Origin of the sequence: Kitasatospora sp. NPDC048298 (assembly GCF_043201465.1) — a bacterium.
Lineage (GTDB): Bacteria > Actinomycetota > Actinomycetes > Streptomycetales > Streptomycetaceae > Kitasatospora.
The window spans coordinates 45739-61216 of the sequence record NZ_JBICYZ010000057.1 but is presented as its reverse complement, the minus strand read 5'-3'; the positions used below and the strand labels follow the sequence as shown (position 1 = coordinate 61216).

Below are 15478 nucleotides of genomic sequence, written 5' to 3'. Positions count from 1 at the left end.
TCCGTCAGCAACTTCGCGCCGCTCAAGCCGTCTCCCAAGTCCGTGGTTGCACCGGGGAGACATGATCACCCCGGACAGATTCCACGTAACTTCTAAGATGCTCAAGCGCCAGATGTACGGCCGGGCCGGCTTTGAGCTCCTGCGGAAACGGGTCTTGCTCGCATCATGACCTTGCTGTCGGCAGCCTGTGCGAGGATCCCCGGACTTCGGCAAAAGGAGATCACTATGGGCACTTGGGACATCGGCCCGTTCGACAACGACACCGCTGCCGACTTCGCCGGCGACCTTGACGACGCTCCCGCGGGAGAACGGGAGGATATGGTCCGCCGCATGCTGAAACGCGCTGCCAACTCCACGGACTACCTTGATCAGCCCGATGGCGAGCGGGCAGTGGCAGCCGCTGCCCTGATCGCCGCGCAGCACGGCGGCGAGCCGACCTGCCCGATCTACGGCCCATCTGAGCCATTGCCGACGTTCCCTGCAGACCTCACGATGCTCGCTGTCGACGCCCTGGATCGGGTGGTGGCGGAGCAGTCCGACCTTGTCGAAGGCTGGTTCGATTTCTCGGATGGCCTGCGCTGGCGTCAGGGGGTCAAGAGACTCCGTGACCTCCTCGACCCTCCGAGTCAGCCACAAGAGGACGCGCTCTTCGAAATCTAAGTGGTCACTCACCGCTACCGGTCACGGAAGTTGAGCCAGAACCGAAACTAGTGAACAAAGCCAATCGACTGACGGCGAAGGGGGACGCATGTCGAAAGGCACGTCGGGGGAGTACTGGTCGGAGCCTGAACTGCCGAGCGTCTTCAAACACGCACTGCTGAGCCGCTACATGCCCAAGTTCGGAGGGATGACCGGAGCGTACGGCAGGCGGGTGACCTACCTCGACGGCTACGCGGGCGAGGGTCGGTACGAGAACGGCGAGCCGGGCTCAGCCGCCCGGATCCTTCAGATCGCGGCGGACCTCCAGGCCAAGGCGGGTATTCACTGGACCTGCTTCTTCGCGGAGAAGTCAGCGCCGTCCTTCGCTCAACTCGGCTCGCTGGTCGCGGAGTACCAGGCGCGAGGGGTCGATGCCAGGGCGTTTCGGGGAGACGTCCTCGGTTACTTCGACGAGGTGCTCGCCGCCGCGACCGGTCAGCCGCTGTTCCTCTTCCTCGATCCCTGCGGGCTCGCCTTGCCGTTCGAACGTCTCGTGGACGTGCTCGCCAAAGGCCGGCCCGGGCCCAAACCACCGACCGAGTTCCTCCTGAACTTCAGCATGATGGCGATCCGCCGCATCGGCGGCAACTCGCAGTCGCCCAAGGGAATCGAGCGCACCAACCAGCGCCTCGACGAGGTGTGCGGCGGCCCATGGTGGCGTGACTTCTTCGCGGGCGGCTACAGCCGGGAGGCCGACGAGAAGGTCGCCGCGGAGTACAGCGCCAGGCTGGGCAAAGCCGTCGGCATGCAGATGCGCTCCGTGCCGGTCACAAAGGCGCCTGGTCAAAAGGCCGTCTACAACTTGGTGTTCGGCACCCGCCGCCAGCACGGCCTGTGGGCGTTCGGCGACGCCCACGCCCGGGCCCGTGACACTTGGTGGCAGCAACTCGAACTCCAGGAGGAGGCGACGGACGACGGGTTGTTCCCCGTGGTCAGTCTGCAACGGCCCGACCCGCAGAAGGTCCGCGATCTCGCCGTGCCCGCGATGGCCGACAACCTCGCTTGTCTGTTGCGTCGCGGCCGCACCATCAGGTTGGTCGACCACACGCTGGAGGTGTTCGGTGAGTACTACGGTCAGGTCACCGAGACCGCGGCGCGCGATGCGATCAAGCTGCTGCACCGTCGGGGTGGGACACCGAGCGACGGCATGAGTCATCAGCGCGAAAAGGTCTATGACCTGCTGGTGAGGCCACCACTCACGCGCTGACCGGCAACGGCATCTGGTCCCAGGTCCGTCCGTCCAGGAGGCGACCGCCGGCCTTGGGCGTGCGACCGCCCCACTGCTTGAAGAAGAACGCCACCTCCTTCTCCAAGCAGGCGTCGCGCACTTGCCGGGCCCAGGCCGCCTCCATCGGGCGGTGGGCGGGACCCGACTCGCCACCGGCGATCACCCAGTGGATTCCGTCTAGGTCGAGCCCGTCGAGCGGACCGAGTAGCGGTTCGCAGGACAGGAACCGCACGGCGGCCGGGACGGCCCGCAGGTCGTCGACCCGGTCGAGTTCGGCCGCGGTCTCGACCGACACCCCCATCCATAGGTTCGCCGGCCAGTCCAGCCGGTCGGCAACCCGCCGCAGCCTCCTGGTCCGCTTGGTGAGCACCTGGTAGGTGTGCTGAGGGGTGTCTGCCATCACCATGAACACCCGGCGCACGAAGTCGAGCGGGACCTTCGCGTGGAACAGGTCCGACATCGAGTTCACGAACACCGTCCGCGGGCTCTTCCAGCCGTACGGCACCTCTAGGGTGTCCCGATGGAGGGTGAGGGCGAAGCCCGGGCCGGATGTCCGAGGATCGCCGTCGGCCTGGTACTTGGCCGCGCCCATCGCCTTCAGCCGCTTCGCGAGCGCGAGGGCGTAGCAGTTGTCGCAGCCGGCCGAGACCCGGTCGCATCCGGTGGTGGGGTTCCATGTCGCCTCTGTCCACTCGATGCCACTTCGGTCACTCACTGCCCGCTCCTTACCACTGCCCTCCGGCAGCCGCCGCTGCCGCTTCGCGTCCGCCATGGGCGGCACGGCACTCGCCCTACCATCCTCCGCTGACGCTGGCCCTGTCGAACCGGCTGGTCACACCCACTTGGAGCGCGAGTGCACCACGTGGCGATCACTGGCCGGCATCGGTCCGGACCGGCACGTTGGGATGGATCGGATCGAGCGGGGCGGATTCCAGAACGGTCCTCGCGCAGGCGAGGGCCTCCTCAAGGACAGTTCTGAGGCGTGGTGGCAAGTTGCCGGTGTCCAATGCGCAGACCGCCAGGGACTCCTTGAGGGCTTCTACATGGGAAGTACGGAGGTGAGCGAGGGCGACGGGGTGGGAGAGGAGGTCCCGGAGTGCGTAGCCGTCGACGGACTCACCTGTTCTGCTTGATAGTTGCTTGATCAAGCGGTGGGTGGAGGGTGTGCTGGGGCCGACAGTGTCGAGCGCGGTCAGGGCGAGGCGGGTGGTGAACAAGGCCAGGCCCTCGCCCGGTTCGTAGGCGAGGCAGTGCTCGATCGCGGTCTCGGTGGCGTACTGGTCACCGGGGCGGCACAGGGCGGTGAGGACGGCGGTGACGGCGTTCTCCCAGGGCGCGCCGGGCTCGGTGGCTGCCAGCACGGTGAGGGCGCCAGGCAGATCGCTGGTGGTGGCGTAGGCGAGGATGGCGGTCTGGCGGCCGTCGAGGATGCGTTGGCCGATGCCGTGGTGTTGCTCGATGTGGCGTAGGGCGTCCGTCCAGCGGCCGGCGGTGGTGAGGGCGCGGGTGCCGTCGGCGATGACGACCCGCCATAGCCACTGGCGGACCTCGGCGCGCTGCTCGCTGGTGTCGGTGAGGTGGGCGGGGACGGTGATGCCGTCGAGCGTTGCCTCGGTGGCGGTGGTGACGGCGCGGTAGAGGTCGAGGAGGAGTTGGTGGCCGCGTTGGTGGTGGCCGGCGCGGATGTGGAGTCGGGCGAGGTTGACGATCGGCTCCAGGCCGCGGATGGCGCTCGTCGCGGGGAGCGGGCCGCGGTTGAGGTAGAGGGCGGCGTGGCGGTGGCAGAGCTCGCGGGCGTAGTCGGGAAGGCCGAGGTCGGAGGCAAGGAGGGCGGCCTGGTTGAAGACTGTGGAGGCGAGGCTCGGGTCGTTCTGCCGGGAGGCCGTGTCGGCCAGCTCCACGAGCCGGCCGACACGGGCGTTCAGTGGCAGGCACGCGGGCCGGTGGCGTGCGACCAGCGGGAAGCGCTGGGCGATCGGTCCGGTCGGGTGCACGTGGGTCACTCCCAGGTGACGGTGATCGGGTGGTGGGGGCGGTCCAGAACGAAGCGGCCGGCGGTCGGGTCCGCGGTGGTAGGGGCGTCGGGGAGTTCAATTCGCAGGGTCCGGTCGCGGAAGCCGGTGCTCCAGGTGCGGATCTGCTCGGCGGCGAGGTCGGCGAGGTCGGCTCCTGCCGGGCCGTGGCCGATGACGCCGGTCTCGTAGGTCTTGCGGCCGTCGTTGTCGGGTTCTCCGGGGCGGAGGGTGAGGTAGGCGAGGGAGCCGCCGTCCACGGTGGCCATGGCGCCCCAGCCGAACATGGGGGTGATGCCGCGTTCGCGGGCAGTGCCGGTCACGCTCATCCTCATGAGGGAGTTGGGGAGGGTGAGGGCGAGCCACAGGTCCTGGTACTCGTAGGTGGTGCCGGCGGGGATGGTGACGCCGGTCCAGACGTCGTGGCGTTCGATGTCGAGGACGCCGAGTAGCAGCTCGGCGTCGGCGGTGTCGTGCTGGTCCTTGTGGACCTGGAGGGTGACGTCGCCCTCGTGGGTGAGGGGGATGGTGCGGCGGGCGTCGTCCATGCTGCCGCGCAGCGGCATGAAGACGGCGAGCTGGTCGTCGACCGACACCCAGCCGTTCTCGCCGCGCTCGAAGGCGATGGTGCGTGAGGCGGTGCCGCGCAGGCGCAGGGGCAGGACGATCCGCCCGGTGGGCTTGACCTGCCGGAGCCAGGCGGTGGGCATCTCGCTGGTGCTCACCGTGGCGATCACGTGGTCGAACGGGGCGGCGTCGGGGTGGCCGAGCGCGCCGTCGCCGAGGACCACGTCGACGTTGGTGAGCCCGGCGTCCGTGAGGTGCTTGCGGGCGCCGTCGACGAGGTCGTCGTCCACGTCGACGGTGACCACGTGCCCGTCGGGGCCGACGATGCTGGCCAGGTAGGCGGCGTTGACTCCGGTCCCGGCCCCGGCCTCGAAGACGCGCTGGCCGGGCTGGGCGCCGAGCTGCTCCAGCATCAGGGCGACGATGGCGGGTTGGGAGGCGGCGCTGATCTGGGTGCCGGAGCCGTCGGTCTTGGTGTAGGTGGGGTTGTCCGCGTAGGCGGCCTCCAGGGGGAAGCCGGGCAGGAAGTGCTCGCGGGCGACGGTGCGGAAGGCGGCCTGGACCGCGTCGGAGCGGATGGCGCCCTGGTCGATCAGGCGGTCGGTGAGGCTGTCGCGCAGCTGGTCGACGGGGATGGAAGCGTTGTTGCTGAGAGTAGTCACGTGGGCGACCCTAGTGGTTGTGCGGATGGTGGGCTGCGAGGGCGTGGGGCCCTCGCCAGAATGGAAGACGGCGTCCAACGCGCGTGCGGCGGCTGCGGATTGGTGCTCGACCGGTAATCCAGCTCGGTTGGCGTGGAAGATCATCAGGTGGGCGAGGACGGCGCGCAGTCCGCGGGTGAGAAGGCCGTCCCGTGCGAGACGGACGAGGTCCTGTCCGGTCTCCTCGAAGGCGTCGACCCAGCCGGCGTGCCCGGCGAGCGGTTCACCGGGGCGGGAGAGTTGGCGGGTGTCCACGGTCATGAGGCGGCGCATCGCGGCGGTCAGGGCGGCGGCCCGTTCGGGTGCGAGGGCGGGCGGCGCGGGGCGTTCGGCAGCGAACTTGGCCCAGACGTTGCCCTGTTCGTACCAGTCGAGGCCGGCGGAGCGGAGCATGGCGGAGACGAGGACGACGAAGGTCTCGGTGCTGCGGAGTGCAGGAGGGTCGGGCTTGGCGGCACGGGCCATCAGGTGCCGGCTGTCGGTGTGGAAGAGCTGGTGGGTGATCTCCATGGCCTCGGGGCCGCCGAATGCCTCGGTCTCCGGCTCGTAGACCGCGGTGGCCCAGCCCTTGACGAGTCCCGTCTCGACGAGCGTGTCCAGGAGTGCGGTGACGACGGGGGCGGAGGCGGCGGCGCGGTAGCGCAGCCGCAGCCCCTTCTTGCGCATGTACCACCAGTCTTCCAGCGCGCCGGAGTTCTGGGCGTGGGCGAGGACGGGGGTCAGGTGGTGGGCGGCGATCTGGTCGACGGTGGCGGGGTCGTTGAAGGTGAGGTCGTGCTGGATCCAGTCGGTGGTCATCGAAGGGGTCCTTGGTCAGGCGGTCAGGAGGCAGGCGTACCAGCTGGTTGCGGGGGTGGTGCCAGTTGCGGGGGCGAGCAGGGCGAGGGCGGTGCCGGCCGCGCCCTCCAGGAAGGCGGGCCCCGCTGTGGCGAGGAGGTGGTGGGCTTGCGCGTCGGGGTCGGTGCGGGGCGGGTGGGCGGTGTCGAGGAGCAGGGAGGTGGCGGAGTGCAGGCGGTCCGCGTTGTGGGGGAGGGCGTCGGTGGCGGCGCGGTGGGCGATGTGGGCGAGACCGGCGTAGCCGTGGCAGGCCGAAAGGTCGGTGGTCGCGGCGAGAGCCTTCGGGTCCGCCAGCGCAGTGGTGAGGGCTTGTTCGGCGTCGTTGCGCAGGTGGTGGTCGCCGAGGGCGAGGGCGGCGAGCTGCTGGGCGCGCGCGATTCCGGCGGTGCCGTAGCACCAGCTCGGCCGCTGGGGCGGCAGCGGTCGCCAGTGCCCGGCGCCGTCGAGATGGGCGGGCGTGATCCAGTACGGCCAGGCGTGGCCTTCGCGCCAGCGCTCCAGCCAGGCCAGGATGGTGTGGATCGCTTCGCGCTGGCCGTCAACCTCGATGCCGAGGCGCAGGGCCAGGGCGAGCAGCGCCAGGGGGCCTGCGATGCCGTGTGCCACGCCGGTGTTGGCGTGCCCGTCCGGGAACCGCTCATCCGGCCTGCCGGAGGGGCCGACCAACGTCCACCAGCCCGGCAGCGTTCGGCTGTCGTGCTTGACGTCGTCGGTGAGGCGGACCAAGCAGTCCAGGACCCGACGGATGGCCTCGCCGCCGGGCGACCGACCCAGGAGTACGGAGCCGATGCCGGCCAGGCCCCGGATGGCGTCGAACTCCGCGAGCGCCGGCAGGTCGCCGTGGTCGAACCGGGCGAGGGCTGCGTCGCAGCGCCGCATCGCGTCGTTCGCCACGACCTGGTCGAGGTGGGCGAGGGCATGCTGGTAGGAGCCTGGCCGGGCCTGCGCGGCGCAGGCGAGGGCGTGCGCGAGCGCCGGCGCACCGTAGTACAGGTAGCTCTCGGCGCCGCTCGTCACCGGGGTCGCGGCGGCGACGGACAGCCAGGCGCGGACCGGTTCCCACGGGCCTCGGCCGGTGGCGGCGCGTTCGATGTGGAGCAGAGCGATGCCGGGGGCGCCATGCGCGAGGGACTGGCGCCACTGCGGACGGGACGACCAGGCGGGCGGCACGGCCTCGGGGTCCGTGAGCAGCTCGGCGATCCGGTCGGACAGGCGGAGAGCGGGGTGTGAGGTGGTCACCGGTCACCGTCCCGGGCGAGGCGGGCGAGGGCGGCGGCGCGCGCCAGGTAGAGGACCTGGGCTTCGTCATCGAAGTCGATGCGGTGTGCCCGCACGAAGGAGCAGTGGAGGAGGGACCCGAGGACGTCGTCCGCCTGCACGCCTTCGGTGTGCGGGCTGGGGAAGAAGTGGCGGTAGGCGTCGAGCGCCTGATGGCGTGCGGGCCAGGCGCCCAGGATCGCGGCACCGGTGGCCTCGGCACGAAGGGCTGCCCAGTCGCGAGCCGGATCGGCCAGGCGTACGGCCTCGCGGAACACGGGCCGTGGGACGGCGGCCGGTGCTTGGGAGGGGACGTTGTCGACGAGCCAGTGCAGCCCGGCAGTGGCCGAGCCGGCGAACCCTGCCGTGATGGCGATGGCGTGGGCGGCGAGCAGCGCCTGCCGGTCGGGCAGCGTGGGCTGGGAGAGCTGAGCGAGAACGGTGGTGGAGTCCGCGCGGAAGACTTCCTCTGCTGCCGCCCAGGCGGGTCCTTCGCCCCACCGGCCGGTCTCCGGGTACGAGGTGGGGTACACGACCTCTGCGAGCAGCCCGGCTTGATGGAGTTCGGCTGTCCAGGTGCTGATCACGGCGGTTGTGGGGCCGAAGGTGGCTGGCTCGGGTAGGGCGATGCGCAACCGCAGGTGGTGGCGAGGGTCGCGGAAGCGGACGAACCACCATTTCGGGTTGCCGAGCCGCTCCAGGAGGTCGGGTAGGTGGCGGGCGAGGACGGTGTCCTGGCGTTCCAGGTCGCCGTAGAGGGATGCGAGCAGCATGCGGGAGGTGCCCGGCGCTTCGCCGTGGCCCCGTCGCAGGATTCGGCTCGGGGTGGGCTTGGGCAGGCGCGGCCACGCCGGCGCCCGGGTGACGGTGACGGGAACGACGATCTCGTGGGCTCGACCGCCTGCCCAGCCGAGGTCGGCGGGCTCGGGCTCCTCGACCAGGACAGCGTGCGGGGCGGAGCGGAGGTGGTCGCGTAGCAGGACCCGGTGGCCGGGATGGTCGAGGTCGAGCGGCAGGCCCTGGCTGTCGGCGGCCAGCATCACGTGCCGCGGGGCTCGGCGCCGTTCCGCCCACGACATGAGGGCCTCGTCCCACCGTCGCTGCGAGGCGTCGCCGGCGGGAAGTTCGGCGGCGGTGAGGCGCCAGATGGCGGGGGAGAGGATGACCCGCCGGTGCCGCAGCCGAGGCCGGAAGGGCAGTGCGTGGAGCGAACCCCAGTCGAATCGGGTGACCTGTGCGGCCTGGGCGCGGGACAGCTCGGTGATCAGCCGGGCGAGCGGCGGGGTGTGGTGGCGGAGGTTGAGGGCGTGGGTGGCGGCGGCCTCGATCCTCACACCGAGTGCCGGTGCCGCCAGGTACATGCGCCGCCCGTCGCAGCCCACCGCCAGGTCCTGCGGGCCGAGGACGCCTTCGGCGGCGATGCGGTGCTCGGCGAGGCTGATCACCAGCCGACCCGTCGGCAGGCTTCGGGCGACGTGCCCGCTGGCGGGATCCAGCGGCGGGAACGAGATCTGGGCGGTGACGGCGTGCTTGTCCATCGTCGGGAGGTCCGCTAGCAGGGTGGTGAAGGCAGTCCGGTTCTCGGGTTTAAGGAGGTGGAGGAAGCGGCCGACCGAGACGCCGGCGGCCCGGGACACCGAGACCACCTCCAACCGGAACTCGCCCCGGTCGAGCGTCTCCCGACTGCGGGCGTGGACGTGGGTGATGACCTCCAGGTGCGGAGGAAGGCGGGGTTCGTCCGGGCCCAGCTGGAGGGAGGTCAACAGCGCTTCGTCGAGGACGACCTCACGCGCGCCGTCGAGAGCGGCTCGCTGGGCGAGCGCGGCGAGCAGTTCGTCGCGCTCGTCGAAGCGCGACTTCTCGGCGGGCCGGGCACCGGGGTAACCGTCGGGCCAGCCGATTCCGCTGTCGGCCACCATGTCGAGCAGCGGGACCAGGGTGCCGCGGCCGTAGCGCTCGTAGAAGCGCTGGTGGTAGGCCCGCCACGCTGCCGTGCCGTTGGGCGCGGCACTGAGCCGGGCCAGCAGGTGGGCGGCTCGGGCAGCCTCGTTAGCCACTGAGCGGGGGAGAACCAGGTCGGCGTCCAGTCGAAGGTCGACGGCGGCCACCGAAGGACGACTACTGGCGGTCCGGAGGTCCGTCAGGATCTTGGCTGCCTCGGGGACGTGCTCGGGGCTGATCTTCGACAAGACCGTGAGGAGGTGGCCGAGCGGATCGGGGTCGGTCGCCGGAGCGTGCAGGTTCGTGACGAGCACTCGCTGGGCGACGAGCTCGGACAGGATGCCGGTGACCTGTTCGGCCGATGCGGCGGGGAACTCGGTGTGGACGGCTTCGGCCAAGTCCCGGAAGCGGAGCGGAAGACGGGTAGCAGAGAGGGCGAAGGCGACGGGACGGGTGTGTCGTAGTGTCGTCTCGGCCGTGGCCGTGCTGCCGTCGGCCCGGCGGGCCGGCCGATAGGGGACGACGAGGCGATCGCCCCGCACCTGGACGGTGTTGTTCGCTGCCACGTCCAGGAGTGCCAGCACGGCGGGGCGGCACTCCAACAGGCCGACGGCCTGTGCGAGCAGGGACTCAGAAGCACTGGTGATAGTGCGGTGCCGGTCGCCCCAACGCACCACGCAGAGCGGTCCGAACGATGTCGCCTGCACACCTGCGAAGCGTCCGAACGGGGTGGCACGACGGGCTGCGCGCAGGAGGTAGCGGGCGGTGGAGAGCGCGGCACGCCGCACTTCGCGCGGGGCGGGCTGCGGGTTGCCGATCAGCTGGGTGACGCGATCGGAGAGGGCCGGGCTGGCCAGTTCAAGGGCGCGGGCGAGGTGGTCGTCGGCCCACAGGGCCCGCAGCCACTGTGCCTGCTGGAGGGCCTCGGCAGGTCCGGCGGCCGAGAGGTCGGGCCAGGCCGGCACTCGCAGGTCGGGGCGGGCGACGGCGCGTACGAGCGCCACGCCGGCAGCGCGGTAGGCGGCCTTGGGGTTGGGTGGGCGCATCGCTGCGGACCTCGGGATTCGGAGATGGGGCGGGGACGGGTGGTTCCCCGAGAGCAGGTCCCGGGGAACCACCCGGGAGGGTCAGTGCACGCCGGTGGTGCAGGCGCCGCAGGTGGAGCCGCAGCCGTCGTCGGTGAGGACCTGCAGGCTGGCCGCGTCGGTGGTCTCGACGGTGCGCACGTCGAGGTCGAACTCGTCGCCGACGACGGCGGCCGTGGTGGCCTTGGTCTCGGCCGGGATCATCTGAGCCATGGTGGCTCCTCCTTGAGGGTTTCCTTTGCGGGTGCCTGGAGCCGGGGCGCGGGTGCGCCCCGCGTCACCAGGAGTCGGTGGGGCGGCAGCGCCGCGTGTCGAGGGCCGACTGCCCGGCAGGGGCGGGCGGTTCGACGGACTCTGCGGCGTGGGCGCCCCCGTGCGGGGTGGAGAGGCTGGTGGGGGACCACGGCTGGCGGAAGCCGGGTCCGAGACCGAGCGCGGGGTGCGGCTCGCCCAGCGCGCGCAGTATCAGCCGCTCGCCCGAGAACGCGGTGCGGCCGTGCAGCAGACGGTGGTTGTCCAGCACGACGCCTTGTCCGGAGGCCAGCCGGAGTCGGTGAGTGTTCCGTTCGATGGCCTGGCGCAGGGCGGGCAGGTGAGCCTGGGCGTCGGGGGAGAACCGGGCCAGGTCGTCCTGGCGAAGCCGCAACCGCCACCACCCGGCGGGCAGTTGCTGGAACACCGAGGCGAAGTGGCCACTCGATCCGCCGAAGTACGCGGCTCGCTCCGCGGAGAATGCCTCGATGGCGGCGGGGTGGTGCGCGGCCAGCTCGGCGAGGATGGCCCGGCCGTCGACCAGCAGGCTCTCACCTCCCGCGTCGCCGGCCCGCGCACACGCCAGCAGAAGCAGACGGGGCGGATCCGAGTGCTGCGCGCACTCGGTGTGCAGGGCCAGCGCGCCGCGCCCCAGGCCCGCGAAGCCCGGTCGCCCGCTGTGGCGGCCGGTGTCGCGGATGACGGTCAACCCGTCCGGGTCGGCATCCCGGTGCTGCCACAACGAGGACATCAACCGGCCGGTCGCGAGGAGCACATCGTCGCGACCACGCAACCTGGCGAGCCTCAGTAGCCCGTGCTCCCGCAGCGCCTCACCGGCCTGCTCGCGCACCTCTCCGTCCAGCCCGCCCGCGGTGAAGTCGTCGCCGCTGGTGCCATGAGTGTCGAACGACGGCATGGTGAAGCTCCCTCGTGGGACCGAGCGGATGGGAGGCGACACACTCTCCACGCCCCACCCACCCGATGGAAAGTGACAGATTGTCAAAGCGCGATCACCGGACCGTGGGACACCGCGGAGGCCCGCGACTGCTACCTTCGACAGGCCCGTGCCCGTCTGCGTGCCTCGGAAGAAGCGATGAACGAGACTGAACAGCCCTACGTGCCAAAGGCCTTCCCGATCTCCATCAAGGGCGTCGTCCTCGACCCGCAGCAGCGGGTGCTGCTGCTGAAGAACGAGCGCCAGGAGTGGGAGCTGCCCGGCGGGAAGCTGGAGGGCGACGAGACCCCCGAAGAGCGGGTTGTCACCGAGATCCACGAGGAGAGCGGCTGGACGGCCACCGCCGGCCCCCTGCTGGACGTGTGGATGTACGAGCCGATCCCCGGCCGCCAGGTCTTCATCGTCACCTACGGCTGCACTGCCACCGACGCGCATCAGGCCCCGGTCGTGAGCCACGAACACAAGGAAGCCGGCCTCTTCCACCGCGACGAGGTGCCCGGCCTGGCCATGCCGCAGGGCTACAAGGACTCCATCGCCCGCTGGTACGAACTGCACCACCAGGCCTGACCGGTGACCCGGATCGACCCCCATGGCGGCTTCCGCTGGCACTGGACCACCCCCAGGGCCCAGGACATCCTGCGCCGCCGCGCCCTGCCCGAGATCCTCCAGCTCTACCGCGAACTCCACGGGCTGCCGCAACAAGAGCTCGCCGACGTCCTCGGCTACTCCACCAGCTACGTCTCCCGCATCGAAACCGGCTCGCGCACCATCACCGACCTGGGCGCCCTGCGCCACATCGCCGAACGCCTCGGCCTCCCGCCGCACTGCCTCGGCATCACCGACGACGCGGACGGAGACCACCAACTCGTGATCCAGCTCGCCGAATCCGTGCTGCGCCTGGCCGAGATCGCCCGCCAGGCCGGCCAGGCCAATACTGCCGTCGCCGAGCTGTGGCCGCTGGTAGCCCGCCTGGAGGCCCGGATCGCAGACGGCCACGCCGACCTCGACACCTTGCGCCTGCTCGCCCGGGCCCGCGTCAGTCTGGGCGTCGCCCTGGGCCATGTGCTGCCGGAGGAGCGCCTGGCCACCGCCGCCCGCTGGACCGGCAAGGGCCTGAACGTTGCCCGGCGCCTGGGCGACCCCGGCCTGCACGCCAACGCTCTGCGCCACCACGGCAACGAGCTCCGCAAAGCAGGGTTGCACCTGCGGGCGCTGGACCGGCTTGGGCAGGCCCGTGACACCGCCCGCACCGCCACCGAACGCGCCGAGGCGGTCGTCCTGCTCGCCCGCGCCGCCGGGGCCGCGGGCAACGCCGTCGTCTTCGACACCGCGATCGAGGAGGGTCACCGTCTCCTGGGCGAGGCGGCGCCCACCGCCCTGTTCTCCGAGTTCACCCTCCACGAGGTCCGCCTCCGGGGTCTCATGAGCACGGGCCGGGTCGCGGAGGCCGTCCGGCAGCTCGACCGCGCGCCCGTCGCCGGACTCGGGGCGACCTCCCAGTGGCGGATCATCGCGGCGATCACCGCGGGCGAGGTGCTGCTTAGGAAAGGGGATTCCACCGGAGCGGCGCAGCAGCTCGGCGCGGCGGTCGACGGGGCGACCCTCCACCACCTGCCGCACCAGCTCCAGCGCGTCGTGCGGGCCGGTCGCAGCCTGCCTGAGGTCCGGGAGCGCGCGGGTGACGCCTTGGCGCGGCTGCGGGCCGAGATAGCGGCCTGACCTCCGACCCGGCAGTACGGCGGCGATGAGCATGGCGATTCACATTCCTGAGCTCTGAGCTGAACCATCTTGACGGTGTGGTGGGGCGTCGCTCAGCGTGCGGAGCGGGCGGGCCGCGGGGCGGTGAGCGAGGGTCACTCGGGCCGCAGCGCGAGCAGTCGGCTCTGCAGGCGTTCCACGTCGCGGCTGCTGCCCAGGTTCCGGTACTGGTCCTGGCTGGCGGCGTACCAGCTGGCGGCGAGTGCGGGCAGGTTGCCGCGTTCGGCGGCCTGCCCGAGGAACTCGATGCCGTAGGCCGCCCAGTGGCGGTGGCCGAGGCGCACGAACTCCTGCACGGCGGTGTTGATGGTGCCCGCCGCGACGTCGTGCTCGCCGGCCAGGGACTGGGCCTCGCCCAGGAAGACCTTTGCCCGGGCCACGTTCAGCGGGTCGGGCGGGGTGAGCGATTCGAGGTCGGCGATGGCCTGCTGGAGCAGCGGGATGCCGAGGTCGGTGTTGCCCTGGCGGGCGGCGGCGGAGCCGAGGAGGATCTCGGCGAGGCCGGCGCCGCGTCGGTCGTCGAGGTCGGCGTAGAGCTCGATGGCGCGGGTGAGTTCGGGCTCGGCGACGGCGTACTGTTCGGCCTCGTACAGGGTGGCGCCGATGCCGGCGGTGCACTGGGCGATGCGGACGGGGTCCTGGTCCTCGGTGGCGAGGGTTCGGCCTTCCTCGTAGAACCGGAGAGCGTCCTCGTGTTCGCCGGTGCGTTTGTGCGAGATGGCCAGGGTGGTGGTCATCTCGTAGACGGCCAGGGGGTGGCCCCAGATTCGGGCGGAGTCGAGGCCCAGCCGGTGGCAGGTGAGGCTCAGGTCGGTTCGCCGCAGGCGATGGAACAGTGGCCACAGGTCGTGGACCAGGACCGTGGCGGCCTGGTGCTCACCGAGGGCGCGGGCGGCCGTGAGGACGGGCAGAACGGCAGGGGCGATGGCCTCCAGCCAGTCCAGCGCGGTGCGGTCGTCGGTGATGTGCACCGGCTCGGCAGGGTGGTGGCGGTGTTGGCGTGGCAGGACGCGGTGGTGCGGGGTGAGGCGCTGGACGGTGTCCTGGGCGGTGGCGATCAGGTGGTCGAGGTAGCGCTGCACCACGAGCCGCCGGTCGTCGGCCTGGTCGCGGATCAGCTCGCGCACGTGGGCTCGGAGGCTGTAGACGTCGCCACGCACGGGCCGGCGGCCGGTGTGGTCCAAGAGGTTCCGGGCCGCGAGTTCGTGCAGCAGCTGAAGGGTGTGGGCGGCGGGAGTCGCGGTGGCGGCGGCCACGGTGAGGTGGTCGAGATCCGGCGCGGGGATCAGCGCGGCGAGCCGGAGTAAGCGCGCTTCGGGCCCGGGCAGCGAGGCGAGGGCGACGGTGGTGGTCATGAGGAGACTCTCCAAGTCGGTTGCAGTGAGCGCGGGGTGGGAGGCGAGCGAGCGCGTGGGGGTGAGGGCGAACGCGCCGGCGGCCAGCCCCAGGGCCAACGGGCTGCCCTCGCAGGCGCGAGCGAGCGCCTCGGCGGCGGCCGGCTCGGCGCGCACCCGGCCCTCGCCAGGGATTCGGCCGAGCAGTTGGACGGCGTGGACGGGCGCGAGCGGGCCCAGCTGGTGATGGTGAGCACCGAGGGCGGCGAGTGCGGGCAGCGGCGAGCGGCTGGTGACGACGACCAGGCACGCACTGGTGGCGGGGATCAGAGGCACCACTTGGTCGGCGGTGGCGGCGTCGTCCAATACCACCAGCAGCCGTCGGGTGGCGGCGATGGACCGCCAAAGCGCGCGCAAGTCCGACTCGTGCCAGGGGAGTTGATCCATGTCGCGTTCTCCGAGACCGCGAAGTAGGGAGCGGGCGGTCTCGACAGCCGGTGTCGGACCGTCGACGCCTCCCGCGCGCAGCTGGACGAGTAGCTGTCCGTCCCGGTATCGCTCGGCGTGTCGGCGGCCCCAGTGCGAGACCAGGGCGCTCTTGCCGACCCCGCCGGGCCCGGTGATCGCGATCACTGGAGCGGTGCCTTCTGGCAGGTCGGAGAGTAGCTTGTCCAGGGCGGCGACGTCGTGCTCGCGGTCGGTGAACACCCTGGTGACCGCGGTGAGTTGTCGGGGAACTTGCCGTGGCGGCTCGGCGGGATGGAAGTGGATGTCACGGATCTGGCCGGCCTGGACGGCGTGGTGGACCTGGGTGCCGTCGATGTGGTTGGAGACGGTTGGCATGAGATCGTC

General features: G+C 71.3%; 12 protein-coding genes. 4 read left to right on the top strand and 8 right to left on the bottom strand.

What is annotated here, in order from left to right:
• The first annotated feature begins 225 nt into the window (after positions 1-225).
• Together ACGF0D_RS32470 and tcmP are read left to right on the top strand one after the other, a co-directional pair.
• The gene (locus ACGF0D_RS32470; protein ID WP_392922379.1) at positions 226-660 is read left to right on the top strand and encodes a DUF4259 domain-containing protein; all 435 of its coding nucleotides are present in this window, start codon (positions 226-228) and stop codon (positions 658-660) included.
• A gap of 88 nt (positions 661-748) precedes the next feature.
• The gene (gene tcmP / locus ACGF0D_RS32465; RefSeq protein WP_392922376.1) at positions 749-1906 is read left to right on the top strand and encodes a three-Cys-motif partner protein TcmP; all 1158 of its coding nucleotides are present in this window, start codon (positions 749-751) and stop codon (positions 1904-1906) included.
• On the opposite strand, the gene ACGF0D_RS32460 is transcribed toward tcmP, so the two are convergent.
• The 7 genes from ACGF0D_RS32460 to ACGF0D_RS32430 form a co-directional block, all read right to left on the bottom strand.
• Positions 1896-2642: a DUF5131 family protein gene (locus ACGF0D_RS32460; protein ID WP_392922373.1), complete on the bottom strand. Its 747-nt coding sequence runs from the start codon at positions 2640-2642 to the stop codon at positions 1896-1898. The genes tcmP and ACGF0D_RS32460 overlap by 11 nt on opposite strands.
• A gap of 154 nt (positions 2643-2796) precedes the next feature.
• Positions 2797-3921, bottom strand: coding sequence for a hypothetical protein (locus ACGF0D_RS32455; protein WP_392922371.1), 1125 nt, complete (start codon positions 3919-3921; stop codon positions 2797-2799).
• Positions 3922-3926: 5 nt separating this feature from the next.
• A complete protein-coding gene (gene fxlM / locus ACGF0D_RS32450; protein WP_392922368.1) occupies positions 3927-6005 on the bottom strand; it encodes a methyltransferase, FxLD system in 2079 nt (692 codons plus the stop codon).
• A gap of 15 nt (positions 6006-6020) precedes the next feature.
• Positions 6021-7283, bottom strand: coding sequence for a lanthionine synthetase C family protein (locus tag ACGF0D_RS32445; protein ID WP_392922365.1), 1263 nt, complete (start codon positions 7281-7283; stop codon positions 6021-6023).
• On the bottom strand, positions 7280-10288 hold the full coding sequence (locus tag ACGF0D_RS32440) for a lantibiotic dehydratase (protein ID WP_392922363.1): 3009 nt from the start codon (positions 10286-10288) through the stop codon (positions 7280-7282). The genes ACGF0D_RS32445 and ACGF0D_RS32440 overlap by 4 nt, the downstream gene beginning before the upstream one ends.
• A gap of 81 nt (positions 10289-10369) precedes the next feature.
• A complete protein-coding gene (locus ACGF0D_RS32435) occupies positions 10370-10540 on the bottom strand; it encodes an FxLD family lanthipeptide (RefSeq protein ID WP_392922361.1) in 171 nt (56 codons plus the stop codon).
• Between the two features lie 64 nt (positions 10541-10604).
• The gene (locus tag ACGF0D_RS32430; protein ID WP_392922358.1) at positions 10605-11495 is read right to left on the bottom strand and encodes a TauD/TfdA family dioxygenase; all 891 of its coding nucleotides are present in this window, start codon (positions 11493-11495) and stop codon (positions 10605-10607) included.
• 177 nt (positions 11496-11672) lie between these two features.
• Between ACGF0D_RS32430 and ACGF0D_RS32425 the strand changes: the two genes are divergently transcribed.
• Both ACGF0D_RS32425 and ACGF0D_RS32420 read left to right on the top strand, forming a co-directional pair.
• A complete protein-coding gene (locus ACGF0D_RS32425; protein ID WP_392922355.1) occupies positions 11673-12101 on the top strand; it encodes an NUDIX domain-containing protein in 429 nt (142 codons plus the stop codon).
• 3 nt (positions 12102-12104) lie between these two features.
• A complete protein-coding gene (locus tag ACGF0D_RS32420) occupies positions 12105-13253 on the top strand; it encodes a helix-turn-helix domain-containing protein (protein ID WP_392922352.1) in 1149 nt (382 codons plus the stop codon).
• 134 nt (positions 13254-13387) lie between these two features.
• Here ACGF0D_RS32420 and ACGF0D_RS32415 read toward each other — a convergent pair whose 3' ends face one another.
• Positions 13388-15469, bottom strand: a complete 2082-nt coding sequence (locus tag ACGF0D_RS32415) for an NB-ARC domain-containing protein (RefSeq protein ID WP_392922349.1) — start codon at positions 15467-15469, stop codon at positions 13388-13390.
• Positions 15470-15478: the final 9 nt, after the last annotated feature.

What these genes read in the sequence shown, in the direction of transcription:
- ACGF0D_RS32470 (WP_392922379.1), top strand. Translation starts at nt 226, where the DNA reads ATGGGCACTTGGGACATCGGCCCGTTCGACAACGACACCGCTGCCGAC.
- tcmP (WP_392922376.1), top strand. Translation starts at nt 749, where the DNA reads ATGTCGAAAGGCACGTCGGGGGAGTACTGGTCGGAGCCTGAACTGCCG.
- fxlM (WP_392922368.1), bottom strand. Translation starts at nt 6,005, where the DNA reads ATGACCACCGACTGGATCCAGCACGACCTCACCTTCAACGACCCCGCC.
- ACGF0D_RS32440 (WP_392922363.1), bottom strand. Translation starts at nt 10,288, where the DNA reads ATGCGCCCACCCAACCCCAAGGCCGCCTACCGCGCTGCCGGCGTGGCG.
- ACGF0D_RS32435 (WP_392922361.1), bottom strand. Translation starts at nt 10,540, where the DNA reads ATGGCTCAGATGATCCCGGCCGAGACCAAGGCCACCACGGCCGCCGTC.
- ACGF0D_RS32430 (WP_392922358.1), bottom strand. Translation starts at nt 11,495, where the DNA reads ATGCCGTCGTTCGACACTCATGGCACCAGCGGCGACGACTTCACCGCG.
- ACGF0D_RS32425 (WP_392922355.1), top strand. Translation starts at nt 11,673, where the DNA reads ATGAACGAGACTGAACAGCCCTACGTGCCAAAGGCCTTCCCGATCTCC.
- ACGF0D_RS32415 (WP_392922349.1), bottom strand. Translation starts at nt 15,469, where the DNA reads ATGCCAACCGTCTCCAACCACATCGACGGCACCCAGGTCCACCACGCC.